Origin of the sequence: Paenibacillus sp. FSL K6-1318, assembly GCF_037976905.1 — a bacterium.
Classification (GTDB): domain Bacteria; phylum Bacillota; class Bacilli; order Paenibacillales; family Paenibacillaceae; genus Paenibacillus; species Paenibacillus amylolyticus_A.
In genome coordinates, this window is the sequence record NZ_CP150270.1 from 1,481,924 (window position 1) to 1,501,885 (window position 19,962).

The following is a 19,962-nucleotide window of genomic DNA, read 5'->3' on the forward strand; positions in this document are numbered from 1 at the left end:
GCAGATGGACAACGTGGCGAATAATAAGCAGGAAGCAGCGCTTCAGTTCAGGTTCATGACACTCGCGGATATTCCCGATGTGATGGAGATTGAACATGAGGCCTTTACCCTGCCCTGGACAGAAGAAGCATTTCAAAATGAATTGACACATAATCATTTTGCTAAATATATGGTGATGGAATTGGAAGGCAAAGCCATTGGCTATGCCGGAATGTGGACGATCATGGATGAAGCCCATATTACCAATATTGCAGTCAGAGGTGCGTATCGTGGACGCAAGCTTGGTGAAAAGTTGCTGGACGAATTAATGAGTACGGCAGCTTATCTCGGGATGGAACGGATGACGCTGGAGGTCAGAGTCTCGAACAGCATTGCCCAGCGTTTATATCAGAAAAAAGGGTTTGAATCGGCGGGTCTTCGTAAAGGGTATTACTCCGATAATGGGGAAGATGCGATGATTATGTGGGCGAACTTGCCGTCTGCAGGCCGGAGCGGCGAAGAGGAAGGAAGCGTACTGGATTCATGAACGAACTCAATGAAAAAATAAATGCTGCACCCTCCTATATTTTGGCGGTGGAGACAAGCTGTGATGAAACATCGGTAGCTGTAGTCAAGGATGGACGGGAAGTGCTGTCCAATCTGATCTCAAGTCAGATCGAGACCCATAAGGCATTCGGCGGCGTTGTACCTGAAGTGGCTTCACGCAAACATGTCGAAGTGATTACGTTGATGCTGGAACAGGCCATAGAACAGTCCGGCATTCGTCCGCGTGATCTGAGTGCGATTGCTGTGACGCAAGGTCCGGGACTGGTCGGGGCATTGCTGGTAGGAATTGTTGCAGCCAAAACGCTGGCGATGGCATTGGGCAAACCGCTCATTGGCACACATCATATTGCCGGGCATATCTATGCCAACCGACTTACCCATGAGCTGCAATATCCGGCGATGGCACTGGTCGTATCCGGTGGACATACAGAACTCGTGCATATGGAATCCGAGGGCAAATTCAAACTGATTGGCCGTACGCGTGATGATGCCGTAGGCGAAGCGTATGACAAAGTAGCCCGTGCATTGGGCTGTCCTTATCCGGGAGGTCCGCATGTGGACCGGATGGCATATGAAGCGGAGGATGTGGTGCCATTACCGCGGGTATGGCTGGAAGCAGGTTCGTATGATTTCAGTCTCAGTGGTCTGAAGTCTGCTGTACTGAATGCGCTCAATCAGGCCAAAATGCGCGGCGAAACGTTGGAGCCATCTGCGGTTGCCCGTGGTTTCCAGGAAGCTGTCGTAGAAGTGTTGGTGGAGAAAGCCGTAAGAGCAGTTCGTGAATATGGTTCACGTCAACTGTTATTATGCGGTGGTGTTGCAGCTAACCGGGGGTTGCGCTCGGCGTTACAAGAGCGTTGTGCGAAGGAAGGGCTTGAACTATTAATACCGCCGATGGAATATTGTACGGATAATGCGGCCATGATTGGAGCGGCTGCGTATCTGAAATGGCAACGGGGAGAAATCTCTGAGTTTGATGCCAAAGCAGACCCTGGACTTTCTCTGGAGGAATGGTCCGTTCAGTCCTTATAGAGGTTGTTCAAAAAGCCCGCTTTTGATTACGAATGATGCCTAGCGGCATCATCAGCATCGAATATGGGATTCAGCCCAAATAAGCGGGAGGCTTACGAAGTATGTTTCCTTTGGAAACATTGTGGTTGCTCACGTAGTTTACCCTACGCTCCGCTACTCCATTTCTAGCTTCATCCCATCTTCTCGGTACTGAAAACCGATCTTTTTGAACACGCACTTTTAGTTTATATAAACAGGCAGTTTGAGATTAAGAGTTGACAGCCTGGATGTGAAGAATGTATATTAGTTACAAATTTAAACAGGAATTTATCTTCCTGAACTGATAAACGCAATGAACAGGAATAGTAAGGTCATTCCCGGTCTTAGAGAGCTGCGGTATGGTGCAACGCAGTCGAAGGAAACCTGAAACTCACCTGGAAGCGGAACGATGGAACACGGTGACTCCCCGGGAGAATCCGAAGGCCGATCATGGCCCAAAGTACATGGTTACGGGTTGCCTCCGTGAATGGGCCGTTGTCGGTAGGACCGTTATTATAAGGATCAACTGACGATAACTGAGGGGGCTTTCAGGCTGCTTCAAGTGATCCGGATATGCGAAAGCATTCAGGGTTGTCTTGAATGAACAGGAAGGAAGTCAACAAGAGTGGTACCGCGAAGGTGAACAGCCTGTCGTCTCTTGCATTATTGCATGAGGTGGCAGGCTTTTTTTGATTTTCAAAATAAGGATGAATGAAGTTAGGTCATATGATAAATGTGATGAACGGGAGCAGTAGAACGATAAAGCGCTCAGAGAGCTGCGGGGTGGTGCGACGCAGTGGCTGGAATCCTTCGAATCTCGCCCGGGAACGGAGTTGTGGAAGTGTGGGGACGATATCAATCGCCCAGTTGTCCTGATGGACAACGACATGTGTTACACAGCAACGGTTAACCCCCGTTATAGGGTGTTTCTCCGAATTCCAGTGGTGTCGTGCGTGCATGCACAATCCAGCGGATCTCGGGGACGACGAGGTGGATGGAGTCCGGCGCAAGCCTGGCCCATCAAGCGAGAGTGGTACCGCGGAGGGGATAATAACCCGCCGTCTCTTATATGAGATGGCGGGTTATTTGTGTTTGCTGCCGGCAGCAGGGTGGGCATGGGAAGAACCATATGGAGATTGAAAAGTGAGAAAGACAGGGTGTAAGTCGACGTACACCCTGTCACAAGCAAGCAGGATCAGCAACGACTAATGGACATCGTACATCAGGTATAGCCATTAGATATCCAGAAGGCACTATGGAGACCAAGACCAAGGACTAAGCAACAAACGACATACGAGTTACAAACAAAATATATAACAACAGTGATGGAGAACAACTGATGTTCTATCCTCGTGGATCGTAACAAAAAAGGATTATAAAATTTGATGGAGGTTGATGGATATGACAACAACTAATAACAAACGCATGATTGAAATTTTTGATACGACGCTGCGCGATGGAGAACAGGCACCGGGAGCGAGTCTGCAACCTGAGCAAAAGATCGAACTGGCACACCAACTGGCTTCTCTGGGCATCGACGTCATTGAGCCTGGATTCCCGATCTCCAGTCCAGGTGAGTTCGCGGCGGTTCAGGCGATTTCGAGACAGTTGCAGAACGTGGAAATCTGTGGATTTGCGCGTGCAGTCAAAGGTGATATTGATGCGGCCGTTCAAGCAACAGCGGATGCTGCACGACGCCGAATTCACCTGTTTATCTCTTCTTCGGATATTCATATTGAGCATCAACTGCGCCGCCCGCGTAGCGAAGTGGTGGCTACCGCTCGTGAAATGGTATCATATGCACGCCAGTTCACGGACATTGTAGAGTTTACCGCGATGGATGCGGCTCGGACGAAGATGGATGATCTGATCGAGATGGTCGAAGTAGCGATTGAAGCAGGGGCCAGCATTATCAACCTGCCGGATACCGTGGGTTATGCTCTGCCACATGAGTATGGCGAGATGTTCCGCCGGGTACGTGAGGGTGCAAGAGGCGGCGATCAGGTTCGCTATAGTGCTCACTGTCATAATGATCTGGGCCTGGCTGTAGCCAATAGCTTGGCTGCGATTGCCAATGGTGCTTCCCAGATTGAAGTGACCATCAATGGGATCGGAGAGCGGACGGGCAACTGTGCACTGGAAGAGCTGATTATGGCGCTGGAGACTCGGGGAGATGCGATTGGGGCGACATCCAACATCAAGCTGAACCAACTGTATGAGACCTCGCGTCAGATTAGTCGTGCGATGCACTTCCCGATTGCATACAACAAGCCGGTGGTGGGACGTAATGCATTCCAGCATGAATCCGGCATCCATCAGGATGGTCTTCTCAAGAACCGGAGCACCTATGAGATTATGGACCCGGAAGCGCTGGGTATCCCACGCAGCATGATTATTCTGGGCAAACACTCCGGTCGTCACGCCCTGAAGGATCGGGTTCGCAAATACGGTTTTGAGCCGGATGAGCAACAGATGGAGCAATTGTATGAGGTGTTCAAAGAAACCGCAGACCAGCAAAAGGTGGTCAGTGACGACCAGTTATTGCAGATGGTTAGCCAGACCATGAATATTCCTGCACAGGATTATGAACTGGTTGAATTGCAGGTGACGGCGGGTAGCATGACGGACCGAATGGCCGCCGTTCGCATTCGCACAAGCGCTGGAGAACAGTCCTACTCTGCCGTTGGCGGAGGACCCGTGGATGCAACCATTCGTGCAATTGGTCAGAGCATTTCCGATGATATTGCATTTGTTGATATGGAGATGCATGCCTTGAGTGGGGGAGAGGGTGCAAGTGCCGAAGCTGTAGTTACCGTGGAGCGTGCAGGACGTGAGTTCCGGGGAACGGCAACACATAATGATATCGTTATGGCTGCCGGTCTTGCTTATGTAGCGGCGTGTAATGCTGCCGGGCTGAAGGCCGAGTCTTCCGAACATAATGAACAAGAAGCACATGCGTAAAGCATCTTTGCCAGATCGCATCTACAGCGGCAATAGTAGCAATTGCAATTCGATGTAAATAGGCATGGCATATAGGTAATAAATGACGGGCAGGCCTTGAACGACAAAGGTCTGCTTTTGTCTTATTATGGAGGAACATTGAGGAGCGGGAGAATGCATTTGTCAAGGTGTGACTATAGTTATCCACATATCCAGTGTAATTTGTGGGTAACTACCGCAAAGTCAAACCAGTATAGTTTTCGAAACGAAAAGGGTTTAGGGGATAGAATGACTCCTTACTATCCACAAAGTTGTGGATAAAGTGGATAACTTGGTGGATAAATATGGTTTTTGTGTGTAAAAGGCTATTCTACCGCTGTATAATTAAGCTTATTAATGTGCTTGCTATCTTGCTTTCTTGTGGATAAGTGTGAGGAAAAGGGGGATAAAAATATTTCTCTTCATTCGAGTAAATTTGACAAAAGTCAAAACAGCTCCCGCTAACCTCCGTATGTTAGGTTCAATCTCAAGGAACATAAAGAACATAAGGATCGAAATATGCCTAGCTTCAATACTCATCCTCAACACACAAAAAGCTGATCCCAATAAGGAATCAGCCGGTGGTACAACTATACTTGTATGGACGCGATCAAGTCATGGTCTGAGTCTCTACTATTCGTACTATTCCATGGCTAGTTCTTCCCATTCTTCGTACGCTTTGGTAAGTTGTGCCTTGTGTTCATCCGACTGTTGCTGGAGTTCTTGAAGCTTCATATAATCCTGATAGATTTCAGGCAGAGCCATCTGCTCCTCAAGTTCTGTAATCTTCGTTTCCAACTCCGCAATCTGCTGTTCCAGAGCTTCCTGCTTGCGTTGACGGTTACGCTCTTCACGCTTCGCCTGTTTTTCCGCTTCGAATGAAGCAGCTCCAGATTTTTCGGTTGTGGATGTACTCAGATCGGATTTGGACGAGTTCTTGGACGAAGCCTGACGTGCCTCAGCAGCTTCGCGTGCGATGTCCTCAAGCTCCTGTTTCTTCTCCACATAATCATCATAATTTCCGAGATAGTGTTCCGTTCCACCTGGATGAAGCTCGACAATGCGTTCAGCCATTTTGTTGAGGAAGTACCGGTCATGGGAGATGAACAGCAGGGTGCCTTCATAATCCATTAATGCGGCTTCCAGCACTTCTTTGGCAAACAGGTCGAGATGGTTCGTAGGCTCATCCAGAATGAGCATGTTGGCTTCCTTCAGCATCAACTTGGAGAGAGAGACACGTGCTTTCTCACCGCCGCTGAGGGAGGAGATTTTCTTAAGCACATCGTCACCGCTGAACAAGAAGTTCCCCAGTACGGTCCGAATACGTGCTTCTTCCATCCCGGGATAGGCACTCCACAGTTCTTCCAGAACCGTGTTGGACGGAGTGAGCCCCGTCTGTTCCTGATCATAATAGCCAATCTGCACTTTTGTTCCCCATTGGATATCCCCGGTTACCGGACGTAAACTTCCGGTGAGACACTTCAGCATGGTGGATTTACCAATACCGTTTGGACCAATTAGGGCAACGGTTTCCCCGCGCCGCAGATCGAAGGATACGTTGCGGAACAATGGAGAAGCCTCGTCATAAGCGACGGACAGCTGATCCACTCGAAGCACTTCCTTGCCTGACATAACGGCGGTTTCGAAGGAAAAATGGGCTTTTTTCAAATCTCCCATCGGTTTATCAAGGCGCTCCATTTTGTCGAGGGCCTTGCGGCGGCTTTGCGCCCGCTTGGTCGTCGAGGCACGTACAATGTTTTTCTGAACAAAATCCTCCATCTTGGAGATTTCACCTTGCTGTTTCTCATATTGCTTCATCTGAGTTTCATACTCGGCAGCTTTGAGTTCCATATAACGGCTGTAATTGCCCGTGTATTTTTTGGAGCGGTGACGTTCGATCTCCACGATGGTGGTTACGAGTCGATCAAGGAAGTACCGGTCATGGGATACCACGAGCAGTGCGCCTGAATAACCTCTCAGATAATCTTCCAACCAAGTAAGGGTGGCGATATCGAGATAGTTGGTAGGCTCGTCCAGCATGAGCAGATCGGGTGCCTGAAGCAAAATACGAGCAAGCGCAAGACGTGTCTTCTGCCCGCCGCTCAGAGTAGCAATGGGGGTGTCTGGCGAAAATTCGCCGAATCCCATCCCGTGCAGTACGCTGCGAATGCGGGTTTCCATCTCATAACCGCCATGGTCCTTGAACCAATCGGAGCGTTTCGCATAACGTTCCAGCAGGTCAGCATACTTTTTCTCGTCTTCCATCTGGGCAGGGTCGGCAATATCGCGTTCCATCTGACGCAAATCGGCTTCAGCCTGTGTCAGGTGAGTGAAGACGTTCATCATTTCTTCCCAAATGCTGCGGTTGGATTGCAGCCCGCTGTTCTGAGCCAGGTAACCGAGCGTCGTTTCTTTGGATTTGAAAATCTGTCCTCCGTCATAAGACATTTCACCCGCCACGATTTTGAGCAAAGTGGATTTCCCTGCACCGTTTACACCAACGAGGCCGATGCGTTCACGTTCTAATATTTGTAAGTTCACGCCGTCCAGGATTGGATCGACACCAAAACGTTTGATAATTCCGGATACTTGCAGCAGCATAAAATTAAGTTCCTCCATAGGTCCAGTTCTTGATATGACAACTATATCCCAGTTTACATGAAATACAGAGCAATTGCACCGATTGGGAACGCATGGGGCATGTAGTCTTTTTGATCAATCAATGATAAACTGAAAGAAGGCATGTTATTACATGAGGATTTTGCAGAAAATGAATCATTTTAACCATTTCAACAAGATGACATCTGGTCATAACATATAAAATGTTTTTAATGAGAGCTTTTTTCTACCTTCCCTATCAACAGGAGGTTATTCAAGGATATGCAGGATCATGCGGAACTGAAAAGCCAGCTTCGATCCAGACTGAGACAGAGCCGCGACTTGATGGATGCGAGCATGCGTCAGCAGGCAATGACTAAGATTAATGCTGGAATGAAGCGGGAGTTGGAGCGCCTGAGACAGGCCAAGCGGAAGGTCGTGAACAGACCACTCGTTATATTCAGTTATTTGTCCTATGGAAGCGAAGCATCCACAGCGTTTCTGTTTCAAGAGGGCTGGAATCATGGAGATGTGATGTTAGCACCGAAGGTATTGGCGAATCCACCCCGAATGGAACTGAGGCAAGTAACCGGAGAACAGGATTTGGAGCCAGGCATATGGGGCATACCAGAACCCAAGGATGCCTGTGAAGTTCTTTCACCTGAAGATTGGCCGGATATCGATCTCGTTCTGGTACCTGGGCTTGGTTATGATCTACATGGAGGGCGCATTGGTTATGGCGGCGGTTATTATGACCGTTTTGCCGAGACGCTTGCAGCACAATGTGCGATGACGGACAAGAAACCGTTGATGGCTGCAATGGTATTGCCGGGTCAGCTACAGGATGAGATTCCGATGGACCTGCTCGATCTGCGGATTGATCTGTTGATAACAACCGAAGGTATATTACATATCGAATAAAGGGTTGTGATGTGATTGAGTTCAGAAGCGAATAACGGCCAGGCTTCCGGTGGCAAACTGACCCATTTTAATGAGCAGGGGCGGGCCCGGATGGTTGATATTTCGGGTAAGGAAATTACCGTACGTACGGCTGTGGCCGTAACGAAAGTGACGATGAATCCAGATACACTGGAAGCGATTCGGGAGGGCCGAATCGGCAAAGGTGACGTTCTGGCTGTGGCTCAGATTGCCGGGATTCAAGGCGCAAAGAAAACGTCGGACTGGATTCCGATGTGCCATCCCTTGGCACTGACGGGTGTGGATATTCGTTTTCATGATAACGGAGTGGATGAATTACACATTGAAGTCACTGTCAAAACGGAAGGTAAAACGGGTGTTGAAATGGAGGCGCTCACGGCTGCCTCGGCTGCAGCACTGACGGTCTATGACATGTGCAAGGCGATGCAAAAAGATATGATTATCGGTCCAACCATGCTGAATTCCAAGAGTGGTGGCAAAAACGGCGATTACAGCCGATAAGCAATATTTATTTTCATAGAGGAGAAGGGTGATCTTTATGGTGTGGAGAACAGCAATCCTGACAGCCAGCGACAAAGGAGCCCGCGGGGAACGTGAGGATACGAGTGCACAAGTCATTCGGGAACTGGTGGAAGAAGAGCTGGGTGGTCAAATCGTGGAGTATCGCATCGTTCCGGATGAACCCGATGAGATTATTGCGGCTTTGATTGAGATGACGGATTATTTTCACGCCGATCTGGTGCTGACTACCGGTGGTACGGAGCTGGCCATTCGTGATATTACTCCGGAGGCGACCCGTCGCGTGATTGAACGGGAAGTTCCTGGGATGGCAGAGGCCATGCGTTACAGTGTAATGAGCAAAAACCGTTCTGCCATGCTGTTCCGTGGTGTATGTGGTATTCGTGGACGCACGCTGATTGTCAATCTGCCAGGTACACCAAAGGGTGTGCATGAACATCTGGCTGCCATTATGGATCAGCTTCCGGAAGCGCTGCTCATGGTTACGGGGCAGTTCAAGCAATAAGCGGGTACGGACTCTTAGGCATTATATTTGACTAGACATAAATCGTTGTTGGTTGGAAAATGTGATATCTCTTATTTGTGAATATTGCGGGTTATGTAAGTGGTTACATCTGTGGTATGATGGGCTTAATTTAAGAACGCAGCAGAGACATCTATGACCGTATGGCCGAATATGCGCATCTTTGAACCTTGAAGACGAGGAGGAATATCAATGTTTAGTTCCATTGGACCAACGGGTTTTATTTTGCTGGCCGTGATTGCATTGTTGTTGTTTGGACCCAACAAACTTCCGGAACTGGGACGTGCAGTTGGGCGTACCTTCCGTGAATTCAAAGAGGGCGCTCGTGAGATTATCTCTGAGGATGACGCCTCCAATCGCAAAGAGCAGGAGAAAGCGAAACCGCTGGCGGCTGAGAGCACACCTGCAGACAAGCCTGCTGATAAACGCCTGCCGGAATAATCTTGACGGCAATGAAAGAGAAATCCCTTCCTGCCGGAAGGGTTTTGTATTTTAAGCTGGCAATAATGGGGGGCAGGCATGACGCAGCAAATGGAAGAAATGTCGATTACGGAACATCTGAGCGAGCTGCGGAAGCGGCTGATCTACGTATTAAGCATTTTTGTGCTGGGACTGATTGCAGGATTTTTCGTGGCGGACCCGGTATATCAATATCTGACCAAGTCAGAGTCGGCTAAAGGTTTTGTATTGCATGCTTTCTCGTTCTGGGACGGGATTGGCATCTACATGAAGATTGCTGGTTTGTTTTCACTTATCATTACGCTGCCGTTTACGGTGTATCAAATCTGGAAGTTTGTTAGTCCAGGGCTAAAGCCGCGCGAGCGAAAAGCAACGCTGAAGTATGTGCCCTATGTGTTTCTGTTATTTCTTATAGGTATGGCTTTCTCGTATTATGTCATATTTCCGATGGCACTCGCATTCACAACAGCGATTACGGAGAAGATGGGGCTTGTGGAGACCTACGGGATGAAACAGTATTTCAGCTTCCTGTTTGGCATTGTGTTGCCTGTGTCCCTGTTATTTGAGCTTCCTTTACTTATTATGTTTCTGACAGGACTGCGGATTCTGAATCCAATTCGTCTTCGCAAGATGCGTAGAGTCGCTTATTTTGTCTTGATCTTCATTGCAGTGGTTATTACACCGCCAGACTTCATATCCGATCTTCTGGTGATGATTCCCTTACTCCTGTTATATGAGATCAGTGTGCTTTTATCTGCAATCGTATATCGCAAGCAGCTTGCGGCCGATCAAGAGATTGAATCCCGCTACGTTCGTGCTGAGGATAAGAAGCATGCAGGCTGAATGAGGCTGATCTGCAATGTGCCCGGAAAAGACGGTCTGTTCTTATCCGGGCTATTTTTGTAGACTGTCCACACAAGGCAGGACAAGCAGGCATAATATGTTCAGCAATGGATACAATGGGAAAGGGACTGTCTGCTAACGTTGCAGAGGGGCTTAAGAATTTCGTAGAATAAGAGTAGCGAGTTGCAACATTTATCCAGGCACACCGGGTGTTATTTGGTTGTGTTGGTGTAAATTCAACGTAAATTCTCGCAGGAATTCGTCAAAAGGACTTGAAATCATGCTTCAAGTTGAGTATCATAAAGTTGGTTGTTAGCACTAAACACTGTCGAGTGCTAATACATATGGCTACAACCTACAATGTAACGTTATATAATTTCAAAAGGAGGCTATTTTTCATGATCAGACCTTTAGGTGAACGCGTATTGGTAGAACCACTGGAGCAAGAGCAAACAACTTCTTTCGGGATCGTACTCCCGGACTCCGCCAAAGAAAAACCGCAAGAGGGTAGAATCATTGCAGTTGGTGCAGGAGTATTGAAAGACGGCGTACGTGTGGCTCTGGAAGTGAAAGAAGGAGATCGCGTTATTTTCTCCAAATATGCCGGTACAGAAATTAAATTCGAAGGTAAAGAATATTTGATTATGAAAGAAAGCGATATTCACGCGATTCTCGACTAATTCAAATTTAATCGGATAACCGAACCATATAGCAGTACCATTTTCCAACAAAAACTAGGGAGGTTTTCTTAACATGGCTAAAGACATTAAATTCAGTGAAGACGCTCGTCGCTCCATGCTTCGTGGTGTGGACGCATTGGCTAATGCAGTAAAAGTAACACTCGGTCCTAAAGGCCGTAACGTGGTTCTGGAGAAAAAATTCGGAAGCCCGCTCATCACTAACGATGGTGTAACCATTGCTAAAGAAATCGAACTGGAAGATGCATTCGAGAACATGGGTGCACAACTGGTTAAAGAAGTAGCAACGAAAACCAACGATGTTGCCGGTGACGGTACTACAACAGCAACTGTATTGGCGCAAGCGCTGATCACAGAAGGTCTGAAAAACGTAACTGCAGGCGCTAGCCCAATTGGTATCCGCAAAGGTATCGACAAAGCGGTTAAAGCTGCGGTTGCTGAATTGCAATCCATCTCCAAACCGGTTGAAACCAAACAATCCATCGCACAAGTTGCAGCAATCTCTGCAGCTGACGAAGAAGTAGGCGAACTGATCGCTGAAGCTATGGAAAAAGTAGGTAAAGACGGTGTTATCACTGTAGAAGAATCCCGTGGATTCGCTACTGAGCTTGAAGTGGTTGAAGGTATGCAATTCGACCGTGGATACATCTCTCCTTACATGATCACAGATACGGACAAAATGGAAGCTGTTTTGGACAATCCGTATATCCTGATCACAGACAAAAAAATCTCCAGCACACAGGACATCCTGCCATTGCTTGAGAAAATCGTTCAACAAGGCAAACCGCTGGTATTGATCGCTGAAGATATCGAAGGCGAAGCACTGGCTATGCTGGTTGTGAACAAATTGCGTGGTACATTCAATGCTGTAGCTGTTAAAGCTCCAGGATTCGGTGACCGTCGTAAAGCAATGCTGCAAGATATCGCTGCCCTCACTGGTGGCCAATTGATCACGGAAGAACTGGGTCTGGACCTGAAATCCGCTGTTGTGGAACAACTGGGTACAGCTCGTCAAATCCGTGTAACAAAAGAAAACACAATCATCGTTGACGGTGCTGGTAACAAATCCGATATCGATGCACGTGTTAGCCAAATCCGTACACAACTGGAAGAAACAACTTCCGAGTTCGACAAAGAGAAACTGCAAGAGCGTCTGGCTAAATTGTCCGGCGGTGTAGCAGTAATCAAAGTCGGTGCGGCTACTGAAACAGAATTGAAAGAACGCAAACTTCGCATCGAAGATGCCCTGAACGCAACTCGCGCTGCGGTTGAAGAAGGTATCGTATCCGGTGGTGGTACAGCGCTCATGAACGTATATAGCGCGGTTGCGGCTGTAGCTCTGTCCGGTGACGAGCAAACAGGCGTAAACATCGTCCTGCGTGCTCTGGAAGCACCAATCCGCACAATCGCAGCTAACGCTGGCGAAGAAGGTTCCGTAATCGTGGAACGTCTGAAAAAAGAACAAACAGGCATCGGCTTCAACGCTGCAACTGGCGAGTGGGTTAACATGATCGAAGCTGGTATCGTTGACCCTGCGAAAGTAACTCGTTATGCATTGCAAAACGCTGCTTCCGTAGCAGCAATGTTCTTGACTACTGAAGCAGTTATCGCTGACAAACCAGAACCAGCAGGTGCTGGTGGCGGAATGCCTGACATGGGCGGTATGGGTGGAATGGGCGGCATGATGTAATAAAGGTGTAAAAACCTTTAAAGCATTATGTGCCTGGCAGAGTGAATTCTTGTTACGATGTGACGAGGATTTATGAAGCAGTCACTGATACAAACTATAATTATTACAAAAACCACTTCTTAATATCTATTAAGGAGTGGTTTTTTGTGTTGTTGAATATTCTTATAATCAAAGTCACTGATGTGGAGGATTTCTCATTTTCACTTTCGTAGTTTTGCGTTATCTATTGCATAGGGAATATTTGCAGTTGTATGATGAAGGTTAGTATTAAGAGATATGGAGGCATTATATCATGAAACATATTCAAAAAATGATAGTGGCAGTTTTAGTGTCTGCTGCTGTTATTATCTTTATTTATAATTTCACTTCCAATTCTGAAGGAAGATTTGTAAAAGCAAATGAACCGAGAAGTACTCCATCAACGACATTAACAGTAATTAATAATGAGGATTTTGCAGGTACAGCTAGCACGCATCGGTTTGATATTCCAGCAGGATTTGGATATGTAAAAGCAAGTTTTAAAAACACGGGTTCGAAACACTTCACGTTTACGATTAATGAAGGATCTACAAGTGGGACCACAATAACGTCTGGCATTGTCCCAGCAGATGGAGAAGAGCATACATATTTTATTGACAAAGCGTTGTCGACTGGTGGGTATTATGTGAACACCTCTTCTGCACAAGGGATGTCGGGCATACTGGATGTTTCTCTTGGAATTGATGTTAATTAAAGATTAGGGAATTCTTTCTAAATGCAGATTTGAAGCCCTGAGATTGAAACCTTGTTTCTATCATTTCGTATGTACAGTGATACATAGAAGGTTTATTAGGAACTATTTGAGGAGGAAATGATTTGAGAAAGGGTACGAAGTGGGTATTATGGATTCTGGGCTTGATGCTCGCTGCAATTTTTATCAACTTCTTTATGAATCTATATAGCTTCGCTTATGCACTAATTACCGTGCTTTTACTTGCCTTTATGGGGTGGGGATTCTTAGCAAAGTTAAAGAACGACGTTCGTCAGCATGAAGATCATCATAGAAGAGAGCATCAGTCTGCGAACGATGACATCGATAGATACACCAGGTAATAACTAACGAACGAACGAACGAACGAACAAACATATCATACTTAGCATCAAAGTTAAGTTACATGCAACCTACGCTGCAATAAGTAATGGCTCCCGTGAGGGAGTCTTTTTAATATTAATTTTTTTGAAAAAAGTACTGATATTTGCATCTATTGCTAAACAGACAGTTGTTAAGTAAAATAATCATATGAATGAGTGTTCATATATTTATACATAAATGATATTGGAGATGAGACATATGTATGATGTATTGGTTATCGGAGTTGGGCAAGCAGGCTTGGCAACAGGTTACTATCTCCAACAGTCGGGGTTAACCTTTTTAATCGTTGACGCTGCCTCATCTGTCGGAGAATCTTGGCGTAAACGATACGATTCCTTGCGTCTTTTTACCCCACGAATGTATGATGGCTTACCGGGAATGCCTCTTAGTGGTAATAAAAATAGCTTGCCAAGCAAAGATGAAATTGCAGATTATTTGGAAAGTTACGCCAAGCAAATGCATCTTCCTATAAAGTTAAACTGTTCAATCTTTCGTCTATCGAAGCAAGATGAGGTGTACTATGCCGAAACCAATGATGGAATGATCGAAGCGCGCAATATTATCGTTGCGACGGGACCTTTCCAGACCAAGAATGTCCCACCTTTTGCAAAGTCATTATCCGAGAGTGTAATTCAGCTTCATTCTTCAGAGTATAAAAATATCTCTCAATTGCTTCCTGGAACAACAGGAGTTGTAGGTGGAGGCAATTCAGGTGCCCAAATCGCCGTAGAATTAGCATCAGATGATAAACAGACCGTATACATATCCATAGCTCGAAATATAACCTTTAGGCCTGTGCATATCATGAAACGAAGTATATTCTGGTATTTTGAAAAGCTCGGAATATTACGTGCAAGTGCAGATCGTAAGGTTGGAAAATGGTTGCGAAATCAGCCTGAGTACGTATATGGCTATGAGTTAAAAGAATTGATGACCCAGGGAAAAGTTAACCTGCGCCCACGTGCCATTAATGCAATAGATGACCGCATCCTATATGAGGATGGTAGTGAGACACAAATAGACAATATTATCTGGGCGACTGGGTTTAAGCGAAATGACGGTTGGATCGATATCAATGCTGCTTTTGATTCCCAAGGTGTAATTATACACGAGAGAGGCGTATCACCGGTTGCTGGACTGTACTTTGTAGGACTACCTTGGCAAACATCCCGAGGTTCTGCATTGTTGGGATGGGTCATGTACGATGCTCAGAGAATCGTTAGCCATATCAAAGGTAAGTCACATTAAACTATATAAAGTGATTGAAAGGTTATTCTGTCATCGTAGTGTCTGTGTAAATAACTTTAGTTCAACTTATATAGATTAGATATCTGGAATGATTAGCAAATATCATAACTCACATTTTTGGGTATATTCCTAAAAGGAGGGATTTGATGAAATTATTTAAACTGCCAATGATTCTTTGTGTTATAGTGCTTATATCTATTGTCTCAGCTTGTGGTGCGGATGATATAATCCGCGGAAAGAGCGATAACTGGAATATATCTCTTCAGAGATCGACAGGGATCTATACTATAACCTACATCGGTGATGAAAAGCGTATAAAGGATTTTGTGTTTGACCTTACTGGCAACAATTTATCACAACAGGGGAAATCACTTGAAGAAGAAGGGGTACCGTTCACGATGTCGGGAACAATTACGGAGACGGAGAAAATCAAAAATCCGATTACCTTTAAAATGAGTTGGAACAATCAAAGCGAGATTGTAACTTTTGAATAACTCTCGCATGGTGGAGGTGTTCATCATTGGTTTGGTGGCAACTACATTCCTATAGTACATATCACACGTAAGGCCGTTCCTTCATAGAGCGGCCTTTTTACAATTGAGCCTCACTTCGCAACAGTTATTACAAAAGTAGAGTGCTCAGAATCCTGTACGCTGAAGCGATATTCCAATCCATTTCGAACTGTCGCCCCATCGAAATCACGCTGATTCACATCGCGATCCAATATACCGATATCCTGGATGACATTTTGTGCATCGTTATACGTGTATTCACTATTGGTTGTGAGAATTAGCGTGGCGATAGAAGTCAAAAGAATTCCACCCGTTGGTTCGCTCGTATCACCAGTTGCATATAACCTGACTTCCTGTATGCTCACATCTGCATTCACTGCACCAACCAAGTGCAATTCGTCATTGAATACATACTCGAAAGTGCCAGTGCCCTGCCCGGAAGAGTCTTTCATATCCAAGCGGGTAATACTCAAACCATTCAGTCGATATTTGCCAACGGCGCCATTAAACTTGTTTTTAAATTCATCGGTAGTCATATGGAGGCCAGAAAGTTTAATCTGGGGTGAAGAAGGCTGATCCATTTCAGGCTGAGTTGAGTTTGAAGATAAAGTCAGCATGCCATACAGCCCTATTGAAGCAATCGCAAAACAGGCCGTCGTTAGAAAAATGTATCTGATCGGCAACCTATTACCTTTGCGAATAGATAAGATCATCAGAACAAGAAATCCCAAGAAAGAAAGTAAGCCAAGAATAAAGATGACTGTAAAAAGGTATTGCACATGCTCACCTCGTAGTAGACGGGTATTTGGAATAGTACTGTATCAAATGCTTAATGGGTGTGTCTCAACATCTGTAGCTCAAAAGGATATATGTAAAATTGGGCCTATTCAGCTGGCACAATTCAATTTGTGCCCCATTCATTATAATGGTTCCATCAAAAAGTTCAAACTTCCAATATTCACTGCCCCAACAAAAAAAGCACTGCCGGCGTACTGCCAGCAGTGCTTGCTTGATGTTATACAGGTCTTACCGTAAAGGTGAAGTGATACGCGCGATTGGCTGGCAAGGTGTATTCAGCATGTGTGCGAGCACCCCAGCTGTCATCTCCACCGACACCCATTTGTTTGTAATTGATGCGTGCCACAGTCTGTTTGCTTTGAGGTAATTTGTACACATGGTCGTTTGCTTCCAATTCCTCAGGTGTCCACGGCAACGCATTGATCTCAAATGGTATGTTGGCTTCAACGTGTAAGCCACTTTGACCATCCGCTGACGTAATTTCAGCGTAGCGTACATCGGTTTTGTTACCACACTCCTGTGGTTTCAGATATGGAACAAATTGATCACGAACCGCACCCGTGTAATAGCCGAGACGTGCACTAGTTAGACGGTCTGCATAGTTGTCGTGTGGCCCTCTGCCGTACCAAGAAATGGTATCCAAGCTTTTATTCAGTTGCAGCAGCATACCGAATTCCGGTAGATCGGGAAGGCCTTCGCCTGGAATAAGGGTTTGACTGATATTCAATACACCGTCCGGATCGATTCGGTACGAGATGGACAGCGTACATCCCGGATGTTGATCCCACGTGTAATCGGTCGTCACGAGAATGCCTTGTTCGTCTACATGGTGCTCGAAGCGAATTAGTCTGCTGGTAGCATGAGCATCTCTCCAGAAGGCAGAACGCTCATTCAGTCTGTTCCCCATATCATTATCTGTCATGGCTCTCCAGAAATTCGGGCGGACAGGTGCGAGCAATTGCTCCTGATTGTTGATCTGATAGGACGTGAGCGTGCCAGTAGCTGGATTGAAGCTCAACGTGACTTGGTCTGTAGTCACTTTCAATTCATCTTGCAGGTCCTGTACCTGCGGTGCATTGTTTTGTCCTTGACGCATCGGTTGAATTGGACGCAATCGTGGAGATACCACGAACTGATCCCAGGCAATCTCATGACCTACTCCTGCCCATTTGGTTGCAACTTTCGTAACCAGAGATACAGTCAGCACCGCTTCCTTGAACAAATCGGACGATGGCGTGTATGGAATACGGACTTCAACCGATTCGCCAGGAGGTACTGCGATATCGAGCGTGCCGTTCTCTACGGATACACCATCGTGTGTCACTGTCCACACGAGTGAATATTCGCTCAGATCCGTGAACAGGAACTGGTTTCGGATGCGCAGCAGGCCATCTTTTATATCAATAGCTTCCATACGAACGTTTTGATAACATTTCTTCACTTCTTCCAGCTTCGGCGTAACCGTCTTATCGGCCAGAATCAGTCCGTTTCCGCAGAAATTGCCATCATGAGGGGATTCACCGAAATCACCGCCATAAGCGAAATATTCGACACCGTCTGCCGTAGTGGTACGAATGGACTGATCGACCCAGTCCCAGATGAATGCACCCTGCAACACATCATATTTATCGAACAAATCCCAATACAGATGCAGACCACCGCAGGAGTTACCCATGGCATGGCTGTATTCGCAGATAATATAAGGTTTCTTCGGTCCTTGCATGCGAGCATAATTCTCCACATTTTCAGGACTGATATACATCGTCGATTCAATGTCGCTTGCCGAATCGGAAGGGCGATAGTGGAAAGTCCCTTCATAATGAACCAGACGGGTTGGATCGACTTGTTTCAGATAATCGTACATGGCGATGAAGTTATCGCCGCCGAAGGACTCATTACCCAGAGACCAGATAATAACGGATGCATGGTTTTTGTCCCGCTGGAACATCGAGTTACAGCGATCGATTACGTTATTACGCCATTCCGGCTTGCTCGCGGGAATGTTATTCTCGTTCATTTCCTTTTGCCCATAGTACCACGTACCGTGGGTCTCCAAATTCGTTTCGTCAATGACATAGAGGCCATATTCATCACACAGTTCGTACCAGAGTGACTGATTCGGATAATGGGATGTGCGCACGGCGTTAACGTTATAGGACTTCATCAGTTCGATGTCACGGATCATGTCTTCCCGCCCAATGGCTCGACCGGTATCCGGGGAAAATTCATGACGATTCACACCTTTGAACACAATGCGTTTGCCGTTGATTTGCATCAGGCCGTCTTTCAATTCAAACTTGCGGAATCCAATGCGGCTGCGAACAGCCTCCAGCGTTTCGCCTGATTCGTTCTGAATGGACAGCACAAGTGTATATAGATGAGGGGACTCAGCGCTCCATAGAAGCGGTTGGATAACCTCTGCTGACAACTTAAATGAAAGTTCATCCTCGCCCTGGAACGTAACGGCCGCAGTAAGTGGCTGTTTCAATATAGTCTGTTGCTGTGCATCATAGAGCTGTGCATGAACGGACAATACGGCAGTGGTCTGCGCGGCATTATGATTAAATAATTTCATATCCAGCAGTAGCTCCGCATCCTGATACGCATCATCCAGTTCGGTACGAACAAAGAAATCGGCGATCTGAACTGGTGAAGGTGAATGCAGGTATACACCACGGAATATGCCGCTTAACCGCCAGAAATCCTGATTCTCCAGCCAGCTCGCATCACACCAGCGGTATACCTCTACAGCCAGCTTGTTCTCACCTTCCGTTAGATACGGAGTGATATCAAACTCAGCGGGTGTGAACGTGTCCTCGCTATAACCGACCAATTCCCCGTTGACCCATACATAGAAGGCAGATTCAACGCCCTCAAAGTGTAGCAGGACAGGCCGGTCTTTCCAGTCACCAGGAACCGTAAACGTACGGATGTACGAACCCACCGGATTATAAGTTGTTGGTGCAAATGGTGGCTTCAGTTCAGGCTCACGCTCGACCCACGGATACGTCATATTCGTATATTGGGGATAATCGTAACCTTGTAGCTGCCAGTTGGAAGGAACGGCGATCTCGTCCCAGTCAGTGGCATCATAGTTGTTCTCATAAAAGGATGAAATCCGTTGCTCCGGAGTCTCCGCAAAGGCAAACTTCCACAGACCATTCAGCGATTCGTACCACGGTGATGCACTGGATTCATTGGATAAGGCTTCTTCCACAGATGGAAACGCTACCATAGACGCATGTGCGGGTAGACGGCCTACTTGAAAAGTTTCGGGATTGTTGTTCCATTCCGGGTATCCATTCGCCGGAGGGGTATGTATTAGTTTCTTTCGCATAACAGCAACTCCTTCTGAAATGTTATAATATTGTCATTATAGAATTGAATTGATACTTAGAAAATAAAGAATATTGCCCATATATATCACA

Annotated in this window: 17 protein-coding genes and 2 other annotated features; of the genes, 14 read left to right on the forward strand and 3 right to left on the reverse strand. The window is 46.4% G+C overall.

Features of this window, described 5'->3' with window-relative positions:
* Window positions 1-4 precede the first annotated feature (4 nt).
* From rimI to NYE45_RS06415, 3 genes are all read left to right on the forward strand, one after another.
* The gene (gene rimI, locus NYE45_RS06405; RefSeq protein WP_062833068.1) at window positions 5-526 is read left to right on the forward strand and encodes a ribosomal protein S18-alanine N-acetyltransferase; all 522 of its coding nucleotides are present in this window, start codon (window positions 5-7) and stop codon (window positions 524-526) included.
* Window positions 523-1,578 (forward strand): tRNA (adenosine(37)-N6)-threonylcarbamoyltransferase complex transferase subunit TsaD, encoded by a 1,056-nt coding sequence (gene tsaD, locus NYE45_RS06410; RefSeq protein ID WP_340016076.1) that lies wholly within the window; start codon window positions 523-525, stop codon window positions 1,576-1,578. The genes rimI and tsaD overlap by 4 nt, the downstream gene beginning before the upstream one ends.
* A gap of 322 nt (window positions 1,579-1,900) precedes the next feature.
* Window positions 1,901-2,258: a binding site (T-box leader), on the forward strand.
* Window positions 2,259-2,325: 67 nt separating this feature from the next.
* Window positions 2,326-2,665: a binding site (T-box leader), on the forward strand.
* A 332-nt stretch (window positions 2,666-2,997) separates the two neighbouring features.
* Window positions 2,998-4,557, forward strand: a complete 1,560-nt coding sequence (locus NYE45_RS06415) for a 2-isopropylmalate synthase (RefSeq protein WP_340016077.1) — start codon at window positions 2,998-3,000, stop codon at window positions 4,555-4,557.
* Window positions 4,558-5,217: 660 nt separating this feature from the next.
* Here the strand turns inward: NYE45_RS06415 and abc-f are convergent.
* On the reverse strand, window positions 5,218-7,176 hold the full coding sequence (abc-f, locus tag NYE45_RS06420; protein ID WP_340017321.1) for an ABC-F type ribosomal protection protein: 1,959 nt from the start codon (window positions 7,174-7,176) through the stop codon (window positions 5,218-5,220).
* Window positions 7,177-7,455: 279 nt separating this feature from the next.
* On the opposite strand from abc-f, the gene NYE45_RS06425 reads away from it, so the two are divergent.
* From NYE45_RS06425 to NYE45_RS06475, 11 genes are all read left to right on the forward strand, one after another.
* A complete protein-coding gene (locus NYE45_RS06425) occupies window positions 7,456-8,094 on the forward strand; it encodes a 5-formyltetrahydrofolate cyclo-ligase (protein WP_340016078.1) in 639 nt (212 codons plus the stop codon).
* Window positions 8,095-8,109: 15 nt separating this feature from the next.
* Entirely contained in the window at window positions 8,110-8,613 is a 504-nt protein-coding gene (gene moaC / locus NYE45_RS06430; protein ID WP_303048966.1) for a cyclic pyranopterin monophosphate synthase MoaC, read from the forward strand.
* Window positions 8,614-8,650: 37 nt separating this feature from the next.
* Window positions 8,651-9,136 carry a MogA/MoaB family molybdenum cofactor biosynthesis protein gene (locus NYE45_RS06435; RefSeq protein WP_017690080.1) on the forward strand — a complete coding sequence of 162 codons (486 nt, stop codon included), beginning with the start codon at window positions 8,651-8,653 and terminating at the stop codon, window positions 9,134-9,136.
* Window positions 9,137-9,346: 210 nt separating this feature from the next.
* Window positions 9,347-9,595 (forward strand): twin-arginine translocase TatA/TatE family subunit, encoded by a 249-nt coding sequence (gene tatA / locus NYE45_RS06440; protein WP_340016079.1) that lies wholly within the window; start codon window positions 9,347-9,349, stop codon window positions 9,593-9,595.
* Window positions 9,596-9,673: 78 nt separating this feature from the next.
* Complete coding sequence (tatC, locus tag NYE45_RS06445) at window positions 9,674-10,456, forward strand: twin-arginine translocase subunit TatC (RefSeq protein ID WP_062833073.1); 783 nt, start codon at window positions 9,674-9,676, stop codon at window positions 10,454-10,456.
* A gap of 398 nt (window positions 10,457-10,854) precedes the next feature.
* Complete coding sequence (gene groES / locus NYE45_RS06450) at window positions 10,855-11,136, forward strand: co-chaperone GroES (protein WP_017690077.1); 282 nt, start codon at window positions 10,855-10,857, stop codon at window positions 11,134-11,136.
* A gap of 73 nt (window positions 11,137-11,209) precedes the next feature.
* On the forward strand, window positions 11,210-12,844 hold the full coding sequence (groL, locus tag NYE45_RS06455; RefSeq protein WP_340016080.1) for a chaperonin GroEL: 1,635 nt from the start codon (window positions 11,210-11,212) through the stop codon (window positions 12,842-12,844).
* 292 nt (window positions 12,845-13,136) lie between these two features.
* Window positions 13,137-13,577, forward strand: a complete 441-nt coding sequence (locus tag NYE45_RS06460; RefSeq protein WP_340016081.1) for a hypothetical protein — start codon at window positions 13,137-13,139, stop codon at window positions 13,575-13,577.
* Between the two features lie 122 nt (window positions 13,578-13,699).
* A complete protein-coding gene (locus tag NYE45_RS06465; protein WP_169480155.1) occupies window positions 13,700-13,936 on the forward strand; it encodes a hypothetical protein in 237 nt (78 codons plus the stop codon).
* A 229-nt stretch (window positions 13,937-14,165) separates the two neighbouring features.
* Complete coding sequence (locus NYE45_RS06470) at window positions 14,166-15,224, forward strand: NAD(P)/FAD-dependent oxidoreductase (RefSeq protein ID WP_340016082.1); 1,059 nt, start codon at window positions 14,166-14,168, stop codon at window positions 15,222-15,224.
* Between the two features lie 146 nt (window positions 15,225-15,370).
* On the forward strand, window positions 15,371-15,718 hold the full coding sequence (locus tag NYE45_RS06475; RefSeq protein ID WP_340016083.1) for a hypothetical protein: 348 nt from the start codon (window positions 15,371-15,373) through the stop codon (window positions 15,716-15,718).
* 110 nt (window positions 15,719-15,828) lie between these two features.
* Here NYE45_RS06475 and NYE45_RS06480 read toward each other — a convergent pair whose 3' ends face one another.
* Window positions 15,829-16,449 carry a hypothetical protein gene (locus tag NYE45_RS06480; RefSeq protein ID WP_340016084.1) on the reverse strand — a complete coding sequence of 207 codons (621 nt, stop codon included), beginning with the start codon at window positions 16,447-16,449 and terminating at the stop codon, window positions 15,829-15,831.
* A gap of 302 nt (window positions 16,450-16,751) precedes the next feature.
* Entirely contained in the window at window positions 16,752-19,871 is a 3,120-nt protein-coding gene (locus NYE45_RS06485) for a glycoside hydrolase family 2 TIM barrel-domain containing protein (RefSeq protein WP_340016085.1), read from the reverse strand.
* Between the last annotated feature and the right edge of the window lie 91 nt (window positions 19,872-19,962).